Source organism: Lampropedia aestuarii (genome assembly GCF_004803635.1).
GTDB lineage: Bacteria > Pseudomonadota > Gammaproteobacteria > Burkholderiales > Burkholderiaceae_C > Lampropedia > Lampropedia aestuarii.
Window position 1 is genome coordinate 1 of the sequence record NZ_SSWX01000005.1, and the last position, 19,195, is coordinate 19,195.

Below are 19,195 nucleotides of genomic sequence, written 5' to 3' on the forward strand. Positions count from 1 at the left end.
TACAACTGAGGCCATTTTTCCCCCTATTTTAAAAAATCTGGAGCCAGGCACGATGAATGCGTACACCCAACATTTGGATCGCAATGCAGCGAATTTCTCTGCGATCACACCTTTGGACTTTATTCGCCGCAGCGCTGAGGTCTATCCTACGCAATTGGCCGTCGTGCATGGCCAGTTGCGCCGCAACTGGCAAGAGACCTACCAGCGCTGTCGCCAACTGGCCAGTGCGTTGCAACGTGTTGGCGTGCAGAAAAATGACACGGTCGCGGTGATCCTGCCCAATACACCGCCGATGGTCGAAGCGCATTTTGGTGTCCCCATGGCTGGCGCTGTACTGAACGCACTCAATACTCGGCTCGATCCAGAAACCATTGCCTTCATGCTCGACCACGGCGAGGCCAAAGTGCTGGTTGTCGATCCTGAGTTTGCAGGTTTGATCGCCCAGGCATTGCCGCTGCGCAAAACCCAGCATTTGCAAACCATCATCAGCGTGCAAGACGAGTTGTACGGACCGGCGCCGGTGCAGCTCGAAGGCGCGTTGGATTACGAAGAATTTCTGGCCGATGGCGATGCACAGTTTGACTGGCAGCGCCCAGCCGATGAGTGGGATGCGATTGCCTTGAACTACACCAGCGGCACGACCGGCGACCCCAAGGGCGTGGTCTATCACCACCGTGGGGCGGCGATCAATGCCATTTCTGCCATTCTTGAATGGGACATGCCCAAGCACTCGGTTTACCTGTGGACTTTGCCGATGTTCCACTGCAATGGCTGGTGCTTTCCGTGGACGGTGGCTGCGCGCGCAGGTGTGAATGTGTGCTTGCGCCGTGTTGAAGCGACCGCTGTATTCAATGCCATTCGTGACCATGGCGTCACACATTACTGTGGCGCGCCGATTGTGCACGGCATGCTGGTCAATGCGCCGGCTGCGCTCAAAGAAGGCTTGCCAACCGGTGTCAAGGCCATGGTCGCTGGCGCAGCGCCACCGGCTTCGATGATTGAAGGCATGGAAGAAATGGGCTTTGATCTGACCCATGTCTACGGCTTGACCGAGGTGTATGGCCCGGCCACTGTCTGTGCCAAGCACGACTCCTGGCAAAACCTGGACATCGGCGAGCGTGCCCAATTGAATGCCCGCCAGGGGGTGCGCTACCACATGGAGCAAGACGCCCAGGTGCTCAACCCCGAGACCATGCAGCCTGTGCCATGGGATGGTGAAACCATGGGCGAGATCATGTTCCGCGGCAATATCGCGATGAAAGGCTATTTGAAAAACCCGGCAGCCACCGACAAAGCCTTTGCTGGCGGCTGGTTCCACTCCGGTGACTTGGCCGTGCAATACCCAGATGGCTACATCAAAATCAAGGACCGCAGCAAAGACATCATCATCTCTGGCGGTGAGAATATTTCATCCATTGAAGTCGAAGATGCGCTTTACCGCCACCCGGCAGTGCTGGCCGCTGCCGTAGTGGCCAAGCCGGATGCCAAATGGGGCGAGACTCCGTGTGCGTTTGTTGAGCTCAAAGAGGGTGCTGACGTGACACCAGAAGACATTGTGCAGCACTGCAAAAAGCACTTGGCTGGCTTCAAAGTGCCGCGTGCCGTGGTGTTTGGCAGTTTGCCAAAAACCAGCACCGGCAAGATCCAGAAGTTTGAGTTGCGCAACCAGGTCGGTTCTGCGCAGGCGATTGATGTGTGAGTGAGGCGCGCTTTAGACGCGCATCATTTGCCAATACAAAAGCTTGAAAAAATCACCCCCAGCAAATCATCGGCGCTGAACTCGCCGGTGATGCGGTTCAGCGCCAATTGCGCCAGGCGCAGCTCTTCGGCCAGCAAATCCAAAGCCGGGGCGGGGCTGTCGATATGGGCTTCGGCATTGCCCAGGTGCTCGTCCACTTCGGCCAGTGCTTGCAGGTGGCGAGCACGGGCGGTGAAAATGTCTTCGGTGACGGTTTCATGCCCGGCCAGTTGCAGCAGCTGCTGGCGTAGCGCGTCCAGGCCTTGGCCGGTTTTGGCCGAGATGTGTAGCGCAGCACCTTCAGCCGCTGCAACAGCCGCAACATCTGTGCCGGTCAGATCGGATTTATTCCACACATCCACAACTGGCACATGGCCAGGCAGGCGTGCTTGTAGCTGCGCCAGAATGGCTGCGTCACCGGCTTGGTAGGCGCTGTTGTTGGCTTGGGCGCTGTCGTGCAAGAACAGCACGACATTGGCTTTGTCCACCGCTTCCCAGGCGCGTTGCACGCCGATTTGCTCGACCACATCGTCGGTCTCGCGCAGGCCGGCGGTGTCGATGATGTGCAGCGGCACGCCTTCAATCTGGATGGTTTGCTCGACCTTGTCGCGGGTCGTGCCTGCAATCGGTGTGACGATGGCCAACTCCGCGCCGGCCAGTGCGTTGAGCAGCGAGCTTTTGCCGGCATTGGGCTGGCCCGCAATGACGATGTGCATGCCGTCGCGCAGCAGTGCGCCTTGGCGGGCGCGCTGGCCGATGGTGGTGAGTTGGGCGCGTAAATCCGCCAGTTGGCCACGGGCATTGGCAGCTTCCAGAAAATCAATGTCCTCTTCAGGAAAGTCCAGCGTGGCTTCGACCAGCATGCGCAAATGGGTAAAGCCATCACGCAGCGTGTGAATGGCTTCAGAGAATGCACCGCTCAGTGACAAGCTGGCGCTGCGGGCAGCGCTTTCGGTGCTGGCATCAATCAGGTCGGCCACGGCTTCGGCCTGGGCCAAATCGAGCTTGTCGTTCAAAAAGGCGCGGCGCGTGAATTCGCCCGGTTCGGCCAAGCGCAAGTTGGGCAGCCATGCTTGTGTGTTGGCAGCGGTGTTGTCTTGTTGCGCGCTGGCCGTTTCCATGGCACGTGCCACAAGCATTTGCAGCACGATGGGGCCGCCGTGGGCTTGCAGCTCCAATACGTCTTCGCCGGTGTAGGAGTGTGGTGCTGGGAAAAACAGCGCCAAACCTTGGTCGATGGCGCGTCCTGTTGCATCAGGAAACGGCAGGTAGTGGGCATGCCTGGCTTTGAGTTCTTGGCCTAGCCACTGCTGCGCCCAAGCACGCAAATTACGGCCAGAGATACGCACGATGCCAACCGCCCCCCGTCCTGAAGCAGTGGCAATGGCGATGATGGGGTGTTTGTCGGCGGTGTGCATAGGCGGTCGTGGCGAATCTAAGGGGAGGGAGGCTGACACATGCGCGTGTTGGTGTGCGGGCATTGGCAGGCTCCAAGCCATGATCATAGTGGCAGCAGGGCCGGGTCTGCACAAGCGGTGCTGAAGAACAGTCTCTAAGAGGCAGCGCTTGGCTTGAATGTTTAAAAGCGTGCGCTCAGGCTGGTTCAAAAGCTGTGGCGTGCGGCTTTGTGGTTGTAGTCATCCTGGAGGGGCGCGTCATAGCCGCTGTTGTCGTCCGCTGCACACAAGGTGCGGTAGCTGGTGAAGTCGCGGTCCAACAGGTTCTCATAACCACGTTAGCGCTTGGAGCGGCACTCGGTGGTCAGGACGGTGTTGAGCTTGGGCGTGGTTTGCCAGTCGATGGTGATATGGGCCATGTATTGGGTCTTGGTTGCACACATGGGCTATTGCAAGCAGGTCGGTTCAGGTGATGCGTGCATCGACGTGGTCTAGGCCCAAGTACCGCACAATGCATTGCTCACAATACGTGGTATGTCCCATTGAGCGGCTGATCTTGCCAATCATCCCGCCGCGCGCGCACGTGCCCACGCGTGCCCAGATGCGTCAAGGTAGGGCCTGTGCACCTCGTATGAGGCCATTGCCGCATGCCGTCGCTGGACTATCTGGAAAGATGGAAGCGGCTGGTGTTGCGTAGCAGGCGCTTGCTGTGCGCCAGCCATAAAAAAAGCCCCTGTGGGGGCTTCTTCTGGCGTGCGAGAGGAGTGTGCAGATTTCGCGCTATCACAACGCGCTTAGCGCTTGAGCAACTCTTGCACCACACGGGCCACGCCTTCTTGCCACGCGGGCAAGCGCAGGCCAAAGGTGTTTTGAAACAGCTCGGTGTTCAGGCGCGAGTTGTGTGGGCGTGCGGCAGGCGTTGGGTATTCGGCCGAGGTGATCGCTTGCGTGCGGGCAAAGGCTTGCTCTGGCAGCCACAAGCGCGCTTGCTCAAACACGAACTGCGCGTACTGGCACCAATCGGTTTCCCCGCTGGCGGCCAAGTGGTAAATGCCACTGAGCGCCGGACTGCCCACCAAAGCCTGGCGCAAGGCTTGCGCTGTGGCGTCCGCCAGCAATTCAGCGCCGGTGGGCGCACCAATCTGGTCAGCGACGATGCGCAGCTCAGGACGCTCTGCGCCCAAGCGCAGCATGGTTTTCAGAAAATTATTGCCGTGCGCGCCATAGACCCAACTGGTGCGAAATACCAGGTGCTTGGCGCCGCTGGCACTGATGCGTTTTTCGCCATCGAGCTTGGATTGGCCGTAGATCGACAAAGGGCCTGTGGCATCGCTCTCGCTCCACGGTGTTTGGCCGCTGCCATCGAACACGTAGTCGGTGCTGTAGTGCACCAGCCAGGCGTCCAGCTTGACGGCTTCTTCGGCCAGCACTTCGGAGGCCAGTGCGTTGATGGTGTGGGCCAGCTCGGGCTCACTCTGGGCTTTGTCGACGGCGGTGTAGGCGGCGGCATTGACAATGGCCTGCGGTGCGACCTGCGCCACGGTGGCGCGCAGCGACTCCAGATTGGCCAAATCCCCATTGAGTACTGGATCGCCGCGCTCAGGCGCAACCACCTCTCCCAATACACTGAGGCTGCGTTGCAGTTCCCAGCCCACTTGGCCGTTTTTTCCGAGTAATAGTATTTTCATTGGAAGCTCCTGTCGGTCCAAACCTGAGTCTAACTGCGCTGCCTTCCACACTGGCAGGTGCAGGGGCATTGGGCCTTTCATCATGGCCTCTGTAGTTCGGTCGCGCGCGTTGTTTTCAGCTAAAAACCGCCGATACCGCTGCCGTGATGCATTGCACGATAGCCAGCAGACCAATCCAGTATGGCCAGCACACTTTCTTGCATGATGGCGAGCGCACTGTCGGCTGTCACAGCCACCGGCGCAACAACACCTGCCAATGCGAGTGCGGCCATTGAGGCGGCCGCCCAATGCCAACCCAAAAACAACAATGCAAGCAAACTGCCCACTAGTGCCAGACTGCAGAGTGCATTGAAACAACGGAGTTTAGCGGAGCGTTGATTGGGCTTGGGCATACAGTGCTCTAGTGGTGCTTGAAGTTCAGCGGGTTCGCAAACGTTGGTGTTTCAGAACGTGTTTACGCGTACTGCTTTTGCACCCAGTCGCGGTAAGCGCCGCTTTGCACGTTCTCAACCCAGGCAGCATTGTCCAAATACCACTGCACGGTTTTGCGAATGCCGCTGTCAAAGGTCTCGGCAGGTTGCCAGCCCAGTTCGTTTTGCATGCGGCTGGCATCAATGGCATAGCGCCGGTCGTGGCCGGGGCGGTCTTTGACGAAGGTGATTTGCGTGGCGTAGCCTTGGCCGTCGGCGCGGGGGCGCAGCTCGTCGAGCAGTGCGCAGATGCGTTTGACAATGTCGATGTTGGCCATTTCGTTGTGGCCGCCGATGTTGTAGGTTTCGCCCAATTGACCGGCTTCGAGCACGCGGCGAATGCCGCTGCAGTGGTCTTTGACAAACAACCAGTCGCGGATTTGCTGGCCATCGCCATAAATGGGCAGTGGCTTGCCGGCCAAGGCGTTGGTGATGACCAGCGGGATCAGCTTTTCAGGGAAATGCAGCGGGCCATAGTTGTTGCTGCAATTGGTGGTGAGCACCGGCAGCCCATAGGTGTGGAACCAGGCGCGCACCAGGTGGTCGCTGGCGGCCTTGCTGGCGCTGTATGGGCTATTGGGCTCGTAGGCGTGCTGCTCGGTAAATGCGGGCGCCTCAGGTGCCAGCGAGCCGTAAACCTCGTCAGTGGAGACATGCAGGAAGCGAAAGGCCGCTTTGGCTTGGTCTTGCAGACCATTCCAGTAACTGCGGGCCGCTTCAAGCAGGCGGAAGGTGCCAATCACATTGGTCTGGATGAAGTCTTCCGGGCCATGGATGGAGCGGTCCACATGGCTTTCGGCGGCGAAATGCACGATGGCGCGTGGCTGGTGCTGGGCCAGCAACTGCTCCAGCAAGGCGCCATCGGTGATGTCGCCTTGCAAAAAAGTGTGGCGGCCATCGCCTTCAAGGGCTGCCAGGTTGGCCCGGTTGCCTGCGTAGGTGAGTTTGTCCAGAGTCACTACCGGCTCGCCCACTTGGGCAATCCAGTCGAGCACAAAGTTGGCGCCAATAAAGCCCGCGCCGCCAGTCACAAGAATCATGTTCTTTCGCCTCAGAGTTAATACACTTCTGCTTCAGGGTTGGTTTGCTCCAGCTCGTAGCTGGCTGCCAGCATGGCCAAGCGGCCAATCACGCCGTACATGTAGAAGCGGTTGGGCAGCAGCTCGCCGGGATGGCCTTGCGCGTCCATCACGTGCTCAGGCTCGAAGGCCAGTGGCATGAAGGTCGCGCCTGGGGCGTTGAGGTTTTCGTCTGCGCCTTTGCTGGCGTGGCTGCGGTAGAAGCCGCCGACCACGTAGCGGTCCATCATGTAGACCACTGGCTCGGCGGTGGCGCCTGCGATGTTCTCAATCGTTGGCACGCCTTCCTGGATGATCAGGTCGCTCACTTGCTGGCCATCTTTGATCACCGACATTTTGTTTTTCGTGCGGCGGTTCAGGCTGGCCAATTCGGCTGCGTCTGAGACCATCATCACGCCCATGCCATAGGTGCCGTTGTCGGCCTTGATGGCCACATACGGTTTGTCGTTGATGCCGTATTCCTTGTATTTTTTGCGCACTTTGGTCAGCACGCTGTGGGTGCTTTCCTGCAGCGCTTCGATGCCATTGCCTTCGGCAAAGTCGACTTTATTGGCGTGGCCGAAGATCGGGTTGATCAGCCAGGGGTCGATGCCCAGCATTTTGCCAAAGCGTTTGGCGACTTCTTCGTAGGCTTTGAAATGGTGCGTTTTGCGGCGCACGTTCCAGCCTGCGTGCAGCGGTGGCAGCAGGAATTGCTCGTTGATGTCTTCCAAAATGCCAGGTGCGCCAGCCGACAGGTCGTTGTTGAGCAAGATCGTACACGGATCGAAGTTTTTGACCCCCAGGCGGTACTGGCTGCGGTTCACTGGCTCAAGCACCAGTTCTTCGCCATTGGGCAAGGTGATGGCCGTGTCCTCGGTGATTTCCGGGCTGATCGAGCCAATGCGCACATTCATTCCGGCGGCGCGGAAGATGCGTGCCAGCGTTGCGACGTTCATCAGGTAGAACTGGTTGCGCGTGTGGTTTTCAGGCACCAGCAGCAAGTTGCGTGCTTCTGGGCAGATTTTTTCAATCGCCGCCATCGCCGCTTGTACGGCCAGTGGCAGCATTTCTGGGGTCAGGTTGTTCCAGCCGCCAGGGAACAGGTTGGTGTCCACTGGTGCGACCTTGAAGCCTGCGTTGCGCACATCGACCGAGCTGTAAAACGGCGGCGTGTGCTCCATCCATTCGAGGCGGAACCAGCGCTCGACAGCGGGCATGGATTCGAGAATACGTTGCTCAAGTTCGCTGATAGGGCCAGTCAGCGCGGTAACGAGGTGCGGAACCATAGGTGTCCTCAGAAATAAAACCGTTTAATTGTAGGAGAGGAGTGTGACCAAGCACCAGAGGGCTGGATACGCAAACCCCGCAGTACGGGAGACAGGAGGCAGCAGCCAAGAGCGGGATACTGGCAGGCCAAGCCGGTGAAGGCCAGGGCGGCGCAGCGGCGGCGTCCTTAGCGGCGAGAGAGAGGCGCTTGCGCAGCGCGGCACATTTGCATGACCAAGCGTTGCAAGGCGCTGGGGGCATCTTGGGGCCAGGCAGGGAATTTCAAGCCTTTATTAATGCCATCGACAATATGGGCCGATTGCACCAGCCGCGACACAAGCGGCAGGCGCAGGCGTGGCAGCAGGCGTTCAAACAATTTTTCTTTCGGGCCCCAGACACGCGCTTGCCGCAGCGCCTGGGGCAGCGGCAGGCCTTCGTCGATCGCGCGTTTGGCAAAGTACAGGCTCAGCACATCGGCGCTGAGGACGCTGTGCAGCCGCACCGGCGCTTCGCCTTCGGCGAGCAAGCCGTCCAGCACTTTTTGGCTGCGCAGCGACTGGCCCAGCAAAATGGCCTCTGACAAGTCGTTGATGCTGTAGCGGGCGACGTTGAGCACGCTCGCTTCGATCTGCGCTTGCGTGATGAGACCGGCCGGGTAGAGCAGGCCGAGTTTTTGCACCTCCTGGTGCGCGGCCATCAGATTGCCTTCAACGCAATCGGCGAAAAAAGCCAACGCATGCAGGCCTTCGTCACCGGCGGCCACATGCTGGTCTTGGGCTTTGAGGCGCTGGGCCAGCCAAGCGGGCATGTCACGCCGGGCAATCGGGTCGATGCGCAAGCTGATGCCAGCGCGCTCCATTGCAGCAAACCACGGGGTTTGTTGCATGGTGCGGTCGGCGCGTGGCAGCAAGACGATGAGCAAATTGTCTTGCGCGCTGGTGTCTTGGGCCGCTTGTTCGGCCAGTTTGAGCAAGACCGCAGCGCCGTCTTTGCCCGGTTTGCCAGTGGGCAGGCGAATTTCAACGATTTGCTTGTCGGCAAACAGGCTTTGGCTGGCGCTGGCCGCTTGCACGGCCGACCAGTCGAATTGCGTGGCGGCGCCAACAAAGGCGGTGCGCTCAAGAAAGCCCTGCGCGCGGGCAGCGCTGCGAATGGCATCCAGCGCCTCTTGCTCCAGCAGCGGTTCATCGCCGTGCAGCAGGTACAGCGGCGCCAAGCCCTTTTGAAGCTGTGGCGCCAGTTGTTGCAAAGTCAAAGGCATGGGGACTCGGTGCGTGAAAAGATGGCTGCACTATAACGGCTCTATGCCGTGCTGACCAAACGCGGCGTGGCAGTGCTGCGACATCTGCGCGTAGGCCACTCAGGTATTGCCTTGGTGCTGATTGTGCAGCGCGGCCAGCAATTGCGCATGGATGCCGCCAAAGCTGCCATTGCTCATGCAGACGATGTGGTCGCCTGGCTGGCTGTCTTGCGCAAGGCGTTGTACCAGCGCATCCAGTTGCTCGAAGCTGTGGGCTTTGTCGCCCAGTGGCGCCAAGGCACCGGCGACATCCCAGCCCAGCTGGTAGGTGTAAGCGTAAACCGCATCCGCACTGGCCAGTGCGGCAGGCAGTTGCGCGGCCATGGTGCCCAGCTTCATTGTGTTGCTGCGCGGCTCAAACACGGCCAGGATGCGCCCGCCAGCGGGCAGTGTGCGGCGCAGGCCTTCCAGTGTGGTGGCAATGGCTGTTGGGTGGTGGGCAAAATCGTCGTAGACCTGCACGCCGCTCACGCTGCCGCGCAGCTCCATGCGGCGGCGCACGTTCTCAAAGCGGGACAGCGCAGTGGCCGCTTGTGCGGGTGCGACGCCAATATGTTCGGCCGCGGCGATTGCGGCCAAGGCATTGAGCTGGTTGTGGCGCCCGCTCAAGGCCCATTGCACCTCGCCGACGACCTGCCCGGCGTAATGCACGCTGAAGTGCTGGTCCGTGCCGCTGGCGCTGAAGGTTTTGTCTGCCAAAGCGCCAGTATTGGCATGGCCAAAGCCGCGCAGCTCACTCCACAAACCTTGCTCCAGTACGCGGTCCAGGTTGGCGTCTTCGGCATTGCTGATGACGCGGCCTTGGCCGGGGACCGTGCGAATGACGTGGTTGAACTGGCGCTCAATCGCCGCCAGGTTCTCAAAAATATCGGCGTGGTCGAATTCCAGGTTGTTCAGCACCAGCGTGCGTGGGCGGTAATGCACGAACTTGCTGCGTTTGTCGAAGAAGGCCGTGTCGTACTCGTCGGCTTCGATGACAAAGTAGCTGGGGCGCTCGGCTTGCACCGGCCTGCCCAAGCGCGCTGAAATACCAAAGTTCTGCGGAATGCCGCCAATCAAAAAACCGGGGTTCTGGCCATTGGCTTCCAAAATCCAGGCCAGCATCGAGCTGGTGGTGGTTTTGCCGTGGGTGCCCGCCACGGCCAGCACATGGCGCCCAGGCAGCACGTGCTCGGACAGCCATTGCGGCCCGCTGGTATAGGGCAGGCCCTGATTCAGAATGGCTTCCATCAGTGGGTAGCGGGCGCAGCCATCGGCCAGGCGGGCACGGCTCACCACATTGCCCACGACAAAGCAATCGGCGCCAATGCTGGCTTGGTCTGCGCCATAGCCCTCAATCAATTCAATGCCCAGCGCGCGCAGTTGGTCGCTCATGGGCGGGTAGACCTGTGCGTCGCAGCCGGTGACGGTGTGGCCGCTGGCTTTGGCCAGCGCAGCGACGCCGGCCATGAAAGTACCGCAAATGCCGAGGATATGGATATGCATGGTGTGGGCTGATGGGTAGGGGAGTGTGGGCGCAGCCAGTGCCGAGTAGCATCGGCGCTGGCGCGGCTGATTGGCGCGCGTGGTCGAGCGCTGGCTTAGGCGGCAAACGATGCGATATCGAGGCCTTCGAGCGTGTAGTTTTGTGGGCCACGGATGGCGATTTTGCGTGCCGCCACGGCGTTGCCTAAGCGAGCGCATTGCGCCAGGCTCCAGCCGCGCTCCAGGCCGTACAGCAGGGCCGAGCGCCAGGCGTCGCCGCAGCCGGTTGGGTCGAGTGCTGCTTCGACGCGCAACGCAGGAATATGCTCTTTTTGGCCGTCGATCCAGATGTCACACCCTTCGGCGCCCAAGGTCACAACCAGGCCTTTGACTTTGCGTGACAGCTCTTCGAACGACAGGCCGGTACGCTCCAGCAGCATTTGACCTTCATAATCGTTCACGGTGACCCAGCTGGCCTGCTCGACAAAGCGCAGCAGCTCCGCGCCATCGAACATCGGCAGGCCCTGGCCTGGGTCAAATACCCATGGAATGTTTTGTTCGGTCAGCTGTTGTGCATGTTCCAGCATGGCATCGCGCCCGTCTGGCGAGATGATGGCCAACTTGATATCTGCAGGCAGGCCATCAATGGCGTTCTGGTGCGCCAGTGACATCGCACCGGGGTGGAAGGCGGTGATCTGGTTATTGTCCTGGTCGGTCATGATCATGCACTGCGCAGTAAAGCTGTCGCTCAGCTGCAGGATTTTGCTGCGGTCAATGCCCAATTGGTCCAGACGGGCCAGGTAGTCGCCTCCGTCCTGACCGACTGCGGCCATGGGCACGGCCCGCCCGCCCAGCAGTTGCAGGCCGTAGGCGATGTTGCCAGCGCAGCCGCCAAAGTCTTTGCGCAGCGTATTCACCAGGAACGAGACGTTCAGAATATGCAGCTGGTTGGGCATAATTTGCTGGGCAAAGCGGCCATCAAAATTCATGATGGTGTCAAACGCTACGGAGCCACAAATCAATACGGCCATGGTCAAGTCCTTTTACATTTCAAAATTGGCAGAGCGTGGCGGCCAGCTCGGCGAGCTGCGCAGAGGCCACAGAACGTGTGCTGTGTGGTGCGCCTGCCTCAAGTTCTCAGCTGAGAGGCTTGGGCGGCTTGCTGTGGTTCATGGGGCTGCATGCGGATAAAAGATCTGCAACTGGTAGCCGGTGATGGCCTTGGCATAGTCGCTCAGCTCCATGTGTTGCTCAACCTTCCAGGCACCCGCAGGGGGCAGCTCGGGCGGTGACTGTGCTATATCGGCCGTGGTGATGGTGCGTCGCACCAGCGTCTGGCCCGCTTCGTTGCGCAGGCTCAGTGACAGGGCGGGGGTCTCTATCCAGCGCTTGCTGCGATTGCGCAGCGTCCATGACAGGATGTAGCGATTGCCGCCAACGTGCTGGAACGTCGAGCCATCGAGCACCAGGTCATCTATCGATTGCAAGGGCACAATGCGGCAGTTGGCCCAAGTGCAGGCTTGCTGCATGCGGGCTTTCCATTGTGGCGACAGCGCCGCAATCGAGTCGCGCTGTACATAGGCCCATTGCGCCGCCAGCAGTGTCAGCAGCAGCAAGGCCAGCACTGCCATGCACAAGCGCACGATGGGCCGGCGCCAAAAGGCTTTTTGGTCGGCCTCGCGCATAAAGCGTAGCTCCTGGGTTTCGCTGAATTCGGCCCGGTAACGCTCTAGCCGCTCTTCTTCTTCACGTGCGGCGCGCGCTTCATCGGTTTCTGGGGCATCGCTGGCTCCGGCGGCTGTGCTGGCTGCCTGCTCTGGGGTGTCTGGCTCAACTGCCGCTTCGGTTGTGGTAGGGCTGGCGGCGGACTCGGTGGTCGTGGCGCCAGTTGGGGCTGGGTGCTTGTCTTGACTGTGCTGGCGCTCTGGCGCTGGCGTGCCGCTGGCGTGGGTCAGTACAGGGCTGGCATGGCCATCGGTGAAGGCACTGGCTGCTGCCGACTTGGGCAATTGCGGCTCGGACGCAGGGCGTGGGTTTTGCTTGTTTTGCCATTGCGTCAGCTCATCATGGAAGCGGGAGATGTTGCTGTCCTTGTCGCTGTCGCTTTCAGCCTGATCTGGCTCAGCAGCAGGCGCGCTGGGCTCTGTCGGTATATCCGCTGCAGACCGTGGCGTACTGGTGCTGCTGCTGCTGGTTTGCGCTGGGCCTGGGATCTCTGTAGCCAGGCCGTCGGGCTCGCCCTCGGTCGCTTTGCCTGGCTCGTTCGGTGTTTCCTCAGCGTGCTCGTTGGCGCCAGGCTGGCCAGGCGCTTTGCTGGCTGGGGCGGTGATGGCACTGGCTGCTGCGATGGCCAAGCCCGCTGTAGGCGATGTGGGGGAGAAGGTGTCAGAGAGCTCTTTGAGCCAGCGCTCGCTGGGGCGAGGGGCGCTTTCCTGCGCATCGGCGGGGTATGGGCTGAGCGGCTCGGCGCTCTGCTCTGGGGCAGCGGATGCCGTGTCGGCCTTGTCTGACTCAATGGCCGAAGTCGATGGCTCGGGCAGGGCTGCTGATTCCGGCGGCGCTCCGGTCTGAGCTGGGCTGCCTGGCCCCTCGCTCAGATGGTTGTTGGCATCAAAGATATGCTGGCAGCGACCACAGCGCACCCAGCCTTCTGAGACGCTCAGCTGCTCTTGGGTGACCTTGAACTTGGTGGCACAACGCGGACATTGTGTGATGAAGCTCGTGCTGGAAGTCATCGTCATTGAGGATGGATGCAAATAGACTCGGGGCCGATGGGGACCGTGCTATTGTGCCGCATCCTTGCTGTGGTGGGAGTAAGCGCTGCGGCAGCACAGCAGCGCAGGCTTGCGGCTGCTGCACGGCCATCAGTTTGCAGCAGCTGCGGCTGTGTACTTAAGCAGCTTTGCGCGCGACCATCAAAATCCAGCCGTCTTCGCTGTCGTGCACCTCCAGCTGCAGCCAAGGTGCGTAGGCGGCTTTGAGCAGCTCGGCTTGGCGCTCCAAAATGCCAGCCAAGACCAAATGGCCACCGGGCGCGACCTGGTTGCACAGCAGGGGGGCCAGGACCTGCAGTGGGTTGGCCAAAATGTTGGCCAGCACCACATGGTATTGGTCAGAGATGATGTCGGGCATGCCACTGCGCAGCGCAACGTGGTTTTTCTCGGCATTGTTGGCGGTCGCAGCAATCGCCGCTTCGTCAATGTCGACGGCATCAACGGGGGCGGCGCCAAATTTGGCCGCAGCAATAGCCAAAATGCCAGAGCCGCAGCCGTAATCGAGTACCGATTTGTTGTGCAATGCTTGCGCGGCGGCGTTTTGCTCTGCCAACCAACGCAAGCACATGCGTGTGGTGGGGTGGGTGCCGGTGCCAAAGGCCATGCCTGGGTCGAGTTCAATCGTGACCTTGGCCTGGGCTGGGACTTCATGCCAGCTGGGCACAATCCAAAATTCAGGCGTGATTTCTACGGCTGTGAATTGCGACTGTGTCAGTGTGACCCAGTCTTGGTCAGGAACCTCTTGCAGTGACTGCGTGTGGCAGCCCGCATAAAAATCTTGCACGGTCAGGATTTGCTGGGCTTCGTGGGCTTTTTGCTGTTCGGCAAACAAGGCGGTGATGACGCTGCGGTTCCATGCCAGGCGCTCGGGCTCCATGCCTGGCTCACCAAACAAGGCTTGTTCGTCGGCGGTTTGCGCATCGGCATCTTCTACCGAGACGCTCAAGGCATCCAATGCTTCAAGTGCTTCGCTGACGATATCAACATTGTCTTGCGGGCACAAAATGGTCAGGGCAAACATTGGGGGGCTTTCATGCTGAAGCGGCAAGGGATGGGGTGCATCCGACTTGCCGCCTGAAGGGAAAATACTGCGCTTTGCAGTGGTGGGAGGTGCCGTTTACGCGCGATTGTGGCGCTGCTCGAGCCACTTTTCAAGGTAGTGGATGTTGGTGCCGCCAGCTGCAAACTTGGCATCGACCATCAAATCACGGTGCAATGGGATGTTGGTTTTAATCCCTTCGACCACGGTTTCCAACAAGGCGCCGTTCATGCGGGCCAAGGCCTCTTCGCGTGTGTCGCCGTGTGTAATTACCTTGCCAATCATGGAGTCGTAGTTGGGCGGCACGGTGTAGCCAGAGTACATGTGCGAGTCCACCCGCACACCTGGACCACCCGGCGCATGCCATGTGGTGATCTTGCCAGGCGATGGTGTGAACTTGTAAGGATCTTCGGCGTTGACACGGCATTCGATGGCGTGGCCACGAATTTCAATGTCGCGTTGTGCAAAAGGCAGTTTGTGGCCAGCGGCAATCAGAATCTGGTTTTTCACAATGTCGATGCCGGTGATCATCTCGGTCACTGGGTGCTCGACCTGCACACGGGTATTCATTTCAATGAAGTAGAACTCGCCGTTTTCATACAAAAACTCGAATGTGCCAGCACCGCGGTAACCAATGCGTTTGCATGCAGTTGCACAGCGTTCGCCGATTTTTTCGATCAAACGACGCTCAATGCCGAAAGCTGGTGCCTCTTCAATGACTTTTTGGTGGCGGCGTTGCATCGAGCAATCGCGCTCGCCCAGGTACACGGCATTGCCGTGGGTATCGGCCAGAATTTGGATTTCAATGTGGCGCGGGTTTTCTAGGAATTTCTCCATGTACACGGCCGGATTGCCAAAGGCCGCTTGCGCTTCGCTTTTGGTCATTTGTACCGCGTTCACCAGCGCTGCCTCAGTGTGCACCACGCGCATGCCTCGGCCGCCGCCGCCGCCTGCGGCTTTGATGATGACCGGGTAGCCAATCGCACGCGCAGTGGCTTGCATCTCTGCGGGGTTATCCGAGAGCTCGCCTTCTGAGCCAGGCACGCAGGGCACGCCAGCCTTGATCATGGCTTGTTTGGCCGAGACTTTATCGCCCATGATGCGGATCGAGTCGGCAGTGGGGCCAATAAAGGCAAAGCCGCTGCGCTCGACGCGCTCGGCAAAGTCCGCGTTTTCACTCAGAAAACCGTAGCCTGGGTGGATCGCTTCAGCATCGGAGACTTCCGCCGCTGAGATGATCGAGGGCATTTTCAAATAGCTCGCCCCAGCGGATGCGGGGCCAATACAAATGGCCTCGTCGGCCAAGCGAATGTACTTCGCGTCGCGATCGGCTTCAGAGTAAACCATCACCGATTTGATGCCCAGCTCACGGCAGGCGCGCTGAACACGAAGTGCAATCTCGCCACGGTTGGCGATGAGAATTTTTTTAAACATGGGAGAGCCTCATGTGCCTTGCGGCGGTCGCAGCGTAGCAGTGGCGCAGCGCCAACAGCCGATTACTCAAGATTACTCAATGATGAACAGCGGCTGGCCGTATTCAACAGCCTGGCCGTTGTCGACGAGAATCTGCTTGATGGTGCCTGAGCGGTCGGCTTCAATTTCGTTGAGGATTTTCATGGCCTCAATGATGCATACGGTCTGGCCTTCTTTGACTTGCATGCCAACTTCGGCAAATGGGTCTGCCGATGGGTTGGGCGAGCGGTAGAACGTGCCCACCATCGGTGCGGTAATGGCCGCACCTGCTGCTGTAGCTGCATTGCTGGCTGTGGCTGGCTCGATCGTGGTTTGCACGGCTTGGGGAGCGGCGACCAGGGTGGGGGCCAGCGCGACGGGGGCTTGTCCATAGACGGGAGCTGCGCCACCTTTGACGATGCGCACTTTGCCTTCGGCTTCGGTGATTTCGAGCTCGGTCACGTTTGATTCGGAAACGAGGTCAATCAGGGTTTTGAGTTTCCTGAGATCCATGCTGGTCTAGCTCCAGAAATATGGCGATATTGAAGAAATAAAAGGGCAACTGCCCCTAACTTTTCTTATTTTACGCCAATTGTTTTCAATGTGTGTGATTGTGAGTGTTTTTGTGTTTGCAGCAATCAAAACACTGCTTTATCACTTCGACAGTCCCTATTCGCAAAAAAAGCCGACTATTGGCCGCATTTGTGCTGTTTTGCATGCAATCCGCAGATTGGCCTGCTTTTTGGGAGCACGAAGTGGGCCACATGCGTTGACCGCATAGTGACTCTGCTGCGCAGGAGGCGCATTCTACGGGATGTTAGGCAAGCAGCTCCCAATTGGCCAAGTCGTCGGCAGTGATTTGACCAATTTTACGGTCACGAATCATGCCTTTCTTGTCTACCACAAGGGTATAGGGCAAGCCGCTGGTATTGCCCAGCTCCTGGGACAAGCGCAAGCCCGCCGTGCCTGCAATCCCAATGGGGAAGGCCAGCGCAAAGCGCTGCACAAAGCGCTCTACATTGGCAGGGGTGTCAACGGCAATGCCAATCGTGGCCCAGCCATTGTCTTTGGCATGAAAGGCGTTGAGCAGCGGCAGCTCTTCTACGCACGGCGCGCACCAGGTCGCCCAGAAGTTGACGATCAGCGGTTTGCCGGCATGCTCTGCCAGCACCAGTTGGCCGCCATCAGGTGTTGGCAGAACCAAGTCCCACAGAGGGTCATTGGATTTGTCGCTGGCGGTGTTTTCTGTGCTCAGGGGCTCGACTGCCCAGCTGCGGGTGGTCGCCAGTGCTGCAAAGCTTGCGCCCGCCAAAGCCCAAGCGAGCCAGCGCCTGCGCGGCATGTGCAGAGATGCAAGGGAGTTGATCGGTGTGAGTGGGGGGTGGGAGGGGGGGGCCACATTCTTCATGGTGCGGCATATTCTGCCATGCGCGCTTGCAGTGCAGGCAGTGCGCCCCGCGGCGGGCGTCCATCGGCATCGGCTTGCAGCGCGCCTCGAAGCGCCGCTTCGCTGTTATTCCACAGACAAATCAAGACCGTAGCTTCGAGCTGTGGGTGCTTGGTGCGCTCCTCCAGCACCAGAACTTCCGTCGATATCCCTGATATGCCTGTGGCTTCTTCGACCTCAAAATGCAGACCCTGATTGAGCAAAACAATTGGCAAGGCCTTGCTGTCATCACAAAAAAGCTGCAAATGGATATTGCTATGGCGCGTGGCCGTGCCGCTCCAGACTGCGCCGCCCACCAGCGGTTTGAAGTCTGCGAGCTGCAGCATCCAGTGCTGTGCAATTTGGCGCAGCGCTTGTAGCTCGATCGGTTGTTCCTCGGCTTTGAAAATGGCAATGTATTCGCGCACGGCCTCTTCAATAAGTTGGTTGTCTGGCAGCGGCGTATTGGCGCGCAGGCCGAGCTGCTTGAGCGCGTGTTTTTTTGCCGGACCGCTCTCCATGCCTTCTTCGACAATCAAAGCAGCTGCGGCGTGGGCAATTTCGGTTTTGGTATCTGGAAACATATTGGGTCTGTGCTGGGCTGCACCATGAAAGTTCAAAGCGTAAGAGCCTGTTCATCAGCTTCTGCGGCTGCATTGAGAGGATGAACACGTTCTAAGATGTCCTGCATACCTATTATGAACACTTTGTTTCTTCAGGGCCTGGCCATGGATTGGCTTGTCTGCGCGCAACAGACGCCGAGTGTGCCATGAAGACCTGCATACAGTGAGGTTTGCTTTTTTCAGATAAAAAGCGCCATGCATGGCATCTTTTGGGACGCCATGACGACTTGGAAAAGCCTGCCAGCAGGCTCTGAGGTAATTGTCTTACAGCTGTGCGTTGCTTGTCGCTGCAATGTGGCAGGCAGTAGACTGGCGTCTATTGCTGCTTGTGCAGAGGTTGAATAGTCAAAGAAAAGCGTTTATGAAACTGTTATTTGTGGTGGATCCCCTGGCGAGCTTCAAGATCTACAAAGACACGACGTACGTGATGATGCGCGAGGCACAGCGTCGCGGCCATGAGGTCTCGGTCTGCGTGCCAAGCGATATTTTCTGGTTGCAGGGCGGCCGTGTGACCGCACAGGTGGAAACGATTGCGTTGCCTGAGGTCGATATGGCCGCATATGCCGCTGGCAGCGCCACAGAGGCTTGGTGGCAGCTGCAGCAAGTGCACACACTGGCCTTGGCGGACTTTGATGCGGTGCTGATGCGCAAAGACCCGCCGTTTGACAGCGAGTTCTTCTACACCACCCATTTGCTCAGCCAGGCCGAGCGCGAAGGCGCCAAGGTGTTTAACAAGCCTGCTGCGCTGCGTGACCATCCTGAGAAACTAGATATTTTGGAGTTCCCAGAGTGGATTGGCCCGACCTTGGTCACGCGTGATCCAGAGCGTATCCGCGCCTTCCATGCCGAGCATGGCGACATCATTCTCAAACCCCTTGATGGCATGGGCGGCATGGGCATTTTCCGGGTGGGGGCTGACGGTATGAATCTGGGCAGCATCATTGAAACCCTCAATGACCATGGCCGCACCTCGGTGATGGTGCAGCGCTACATTCCGGCGATCAAGCAGGGCGATAAGCGCATTTTGATCATTGATGGCCAGGTCGTGCCGTATGCACTGGCACGCATTCCGCAAGGCAACGAAATCCGCGGCAATATGGCCGTGGGCGGCAAAGCCGTAGCCCAGCTGCTGAGCGCGCGCGATGTGCAGATTGCCGAGGCGATTGGTGCACGTTTGGCCGCGCGTGGCTTGCTCTTGATTGGCCTTGATGTGATTGGGGATTTTGTCACTGAAATCAATGTCACCAGCCCCACCGGGTTTCAGGAGATTTTCAATCAAACCGGTTGCGATGTGGCCGCCTTGTACATCGATGCGATTGAGCGCCGCCAAGCAACTTGGCTGAGCACCAACGCATAAACCATCACTTGGATTTGCACTCGTGGTGCAGCACAGTGGTCTTGCGATCAGGACCGCTTTGCTGCGCTTGTGCATTGCATTTCTCGCGATGAAAGCAGCATATAACCTGAAGTTTTAAAAAAACAGGGAAAATCGCCACT

At 59.1% G+C, this 19,195-nt stretch carries 15 protein-coding genes; 2 read left to right on the top strand and 13 right to left on the bottom strand.

Translation table 11 applies throughout. The features are described 5' to 3' along the window. The first annotated feature begins 52 nt into the window (after nucleotides 1-52). Nucleotides 53-1,699, top strand: coding sequence for an acyl-CoA synthetase (locus E8K88_RS04880; RefSeq protein WP_136405545.1), 1,647 nt, complete (start codon nucleotides 53-55; stop codon nucleotides 1,697-1,699). 23 nt (nucleotides 1,700-1,722) lie between these two features. Here the strand turns inward: E8K88_RS04880 and mnmE are convergent, their stop codons facing one another. The 13 genes from mnmE to E8K88_RS04945 all read right to left on the bottom strand — a co-directional run bounded on the left by mnmE (nucleotide 1,723) and on the right by E8K88_RS04945 (nucleotide 17,659). Further along, on the bottom strand, nucleotides 1,723-3,156 hold the full coding sequence (gene mnmE / locus E8K88_RS04885; protein WP_136405546.1) for a tRNA uridine-5-carboxymethylaminomethyl(34) synthesis GTPase MnmE: 1,434 nt from the start codon (nucleotides 3,154-3,156) through the stop codon (nucleotides 1,723-1,725). Nucleotides 3,157-3,929: 773 nt separating this feature from the next. Further along, nucleotides 3,930-4,823, bottom strand: coding sequence for a dTDP-4-dehydrorhamnose reductase (rfbD, locus tag E8K88_RS04890; protein ID WP_136405547.1), 894 nt, complete (start codon nucleotides 4,821-4,823; stop codon nucleotides 3,930-3,932). Between the two features lie 454 nt (nucleotides 4,824-5,277). Beyond that, nucleotides 5,278-6,333: a dTDP-glucose 4,6-dehydratase gene (rfbB, locus tag E8K88_RS04895; RefSeq protein ID WP_136405548.1), complete on the bottom strand. Its 1,056-nt coding sequence runs from the start codon at nucleotides 6,331-6,333 to the stop codon at nucleotides 5,278-5,280. A gap of 17 nt (nucleotides 6,334-6,350) precedes the next feature. Continuing rightward, the gene (gene gshA, locus E8K88_RS04900; protein WP_136405549.1) at nucleotides 6,351-7,640 is read right to left on the bottom strand and encodes a glutamate--cysteine ligase; all 1,290 of its coding nucleotides are present in this window, start codon (nucleotides 7,638-7,640) and stop codon (nucleotides 6,351-6,353) included. Nucleotides 7,641-7,807: 167 nt separating this feature from the next. Then, on the bottom strand, nucleotides 7,808-8,881 hold the full coding sequence (gene holA / locus E8K88_RS04905) for a DNA polymerase III subunit delta (RefSeq protein ID WP_136405550.1): 1,074 nt from the start codon (nucleotides 8,879-8,881) through the stop codon (nucleotides 7,808-7,810). Nucleotides 8,882-8,980: 99 nt separating this feature from the next. Then, on the bottom strand, nucleotides 8,981-10,405 hold the full coding sequence (gene mpl / locus E8K88_RS04910; RefSeq protein WP_136405551.1) for a UDP-N-acetylmuramate:L-alanyl-gamma-D-glutamyl-meso-diaminopimelate ligase: 1,425 nt from the start codon (nucleotides 10,403-10,405) through the stop codon (nucleotides 8,981-8,983). Nucleotides 10,406-10,500: 95 nt separating this feature from the next. Further along, nucleotides 10,501-11,415, bottom strand: coding sequence for a carbohydrate kinase family protein (locus tag E8K88_RS04915; protein ID WP_136405552.1), 915 nt, complete (start codon nucleotides 11,413-11,415; stop codon nucleotides 10,501-10,503). Nucleotides 11,416-11,553: 138 nt separating this feature from the next. Beyond that, a complete protein-coding gene (locus E8K88_RS04920; protein ID WP_136405553.1) occupies nucleotides 11,554-13,125 on the bottom strand; it encodes a DUF3426 domain-containing protein in 1,572 nt (523 codons plus the stop codon). Between the two features lie 151 nt (nucleotides 13,126-13,276). Then, complete coding sequence (gene prmA, locus E8K88_RS04925) at nucleotides 13,277-14,179, bottom strand: 50S ribosomal protein L11 methyltransferase (protein WP_136405554.1); 903 nt, start codon at nucleotides 14,177-14,179, stop codon at nucleotides 13,277-13,279. A 96-nt stretch (nucleotides 14,180-14,275) separates the two neighbouring features. Continuing rightward, nucleotides 14,276-15,631 carry an acetyl-CoA carboxylase biotin carboxylase subunit gene (gene accC, locus E8K88_RS04930; RefSeq protein ID WP_136405555.1) on the bottom strand — a complete coding sequence of 452 codons (1,356 nt, stop codon included), beginning with the start codon at nucleotides 15,629-15,631 and terminating at the stop codon, nucleotides 14,276-14,278. A 72-nt stretch (nucleotides 15,632-15,703) separates the two neighbouring features. Then, complete coding sequence (gene accB / locus E8K88_RS04935) at nucleotides 15,704-16,162, bottom strand: acetyl-CoA carboxylase biotin carboxyl carrier protein (RefSeq protein WP_136405556.1); 459 nt, start codon at nucleotides 16,160-16,162, stop codon at nucleotides 15,704-15,706. Nucleotides 16,163-16,466: 304 nt separating this feature from the next. Next, nucleotides 16,467-17,057 (bottom strand): TlpA family protein disulfide reductase, encoded by a 591-nt coding sequence (locus E8K88_RS04940; protein ID WP_136405557.1) that lies wholly within the window; start codon nucleotides 17,055-17,057, stop codon nucleotides 16,467-16,469. After that, nucleotides 17,054-17,659, bottom strand: coding sequence for a hypothetical protein (locus E8K88_RS04945; RefSeq protein WP_136405558.1), 606 nt, complete (start codon nucleotides 17,657-17,659; stop codon nucleotides 17,054-17,056). Before E8K88_RS04945 ends, E8K88_RS04940 begins: the two co-directional genes overlap by 4 nt. 400 nt (nucleotides 17,660-18,059) lie before the next feature. Here E8K88_RS04945 and gshB point away from each other — a divergent pair, with 400 nt between their 5' ends. Then, nucleotides 18,060-19,055 carry a glutathione synthase gene (gene gshB, locus E8K88_RS04950; RefSeq protein WP_136405559.1) on the top strand — a complete coding sequence of 332 codons (996 nt, stop codon included), beginning with the start codon at nucleotides 18,060-18,062 and terminating at the stop codon, nucleotides 19,053-19,055. Nucleotides 19,056-19,195 lie beyond the last annotated feature (140 nt).

What these genes read in the sequence shown, in the direction of transcription:
- E8K88_RS04880 (WP_136405545.1), top strand. Translation starts at nt 53, where the DNA reads ATGAATGCGTACACCCAACATTTGGATCGCAATGCAGCGAATTTCTCT.
- mnmE (WP_136405546.1), bottom strand. Translation starts at nt 3,156, where the DNA reads ATGCACACCGCCGACAAACACCCCATCATCGCCATTGCCACTGCTTCA.
- rfbD (WP_136405547.1), bottom strand. Translation starts at nt 4,823, where the DNA reads ATGAAAATACTATTACTCGGAAAAAACGGCCAAGTGGGCTGGGAACTG.
- rfbB (WP_136405548.1), bottom strand. Translation starts at nt 6,333, where the DNA reads ATGATTCTTGTGACTGGCGGCGCGGGCTTTATTGGCGCCAACTTTGTG.
- gshA (WP_136405549.1), bottom strand. Translation starts at nt 7,640, where the DNA reads ATGGTTCCGCACCTCGTTACCGCGCTGACTGGCCCTATCAGCGAACTT.
- holA (WP_136405550.1), bottom strand. Translation starts at nt 8,881, where the DNA reads ATGCCTTTGACTTTGCAACAACTGGCGCCACAGCTTCAAAAGGGCTTG.
- mpl (WP_136405551.1), bottom strand. Translation starts at nt 10,405, where the DNA reads ATGCATATCCATATCCTCGGCATTTGCGGTACTTTCATGGCCGGCGTC.
- E8K88_RS04915 (WP_136405552.1), bottom strand. Translation starts at nt 11,415, where the DNA reads ATGGCCGTATTGATTTGTGGCTCCGTAGCGTTTGACACCATCATGAAT.
- E8K88_RS04920 (WP_136405553.1), bottom strand. Translation starts at nt 13,125, where the DNA reads ATGACGATGACTTCCAGCACGAGCTTCATCACACAATGTCCGCGTTGT.
- prmA (WP_136405554.1), bottom strand. Translation starts at nt 14,179, where the DNA reads ATGTTTGCCCTGACCATTTTGTGCCCGCAAGACAATGTTGATATCGTC.
- accC (WP_136405555.1), bottom strand. Translation starts at nt 15,631, where the DNA reads ATGTTTAAAAAAATTCTCATCGCCAACCGTGGCGAGATTGCACTTCGT.
- accB (WP_136405556.1), bottom strand. Translation starts at nt 16,162, where the DNA reads ATGGATCTCAGGAAACTCAAAACCCTGATTGACCTCGTTTCCGAATCA.
- E8K88_RS04940 (WP_136405557.1), bottom strand. Translation starts at nt 17,057, where the DNA reads ATGAAGAATGTGGCCCCCCCCTCCCACCCCCCACTCACACCGATCAAC.
- E8K88_RS04945 (WP_136405558.1), bottom strand. Translation starts at nt 17,659, where the DNA reads ATGTTTCCAGATACCAAAACCGAAATTGCCCACGCCGCAGCTGCTTTG.
- gshB (WP_136405559.1), top strand. Translation starts at nt 18,060, where the DNA reads ATGAAACTGTTATTTGTGGTGGATCCCCTGGCGAGCTTCAAGATCTAC.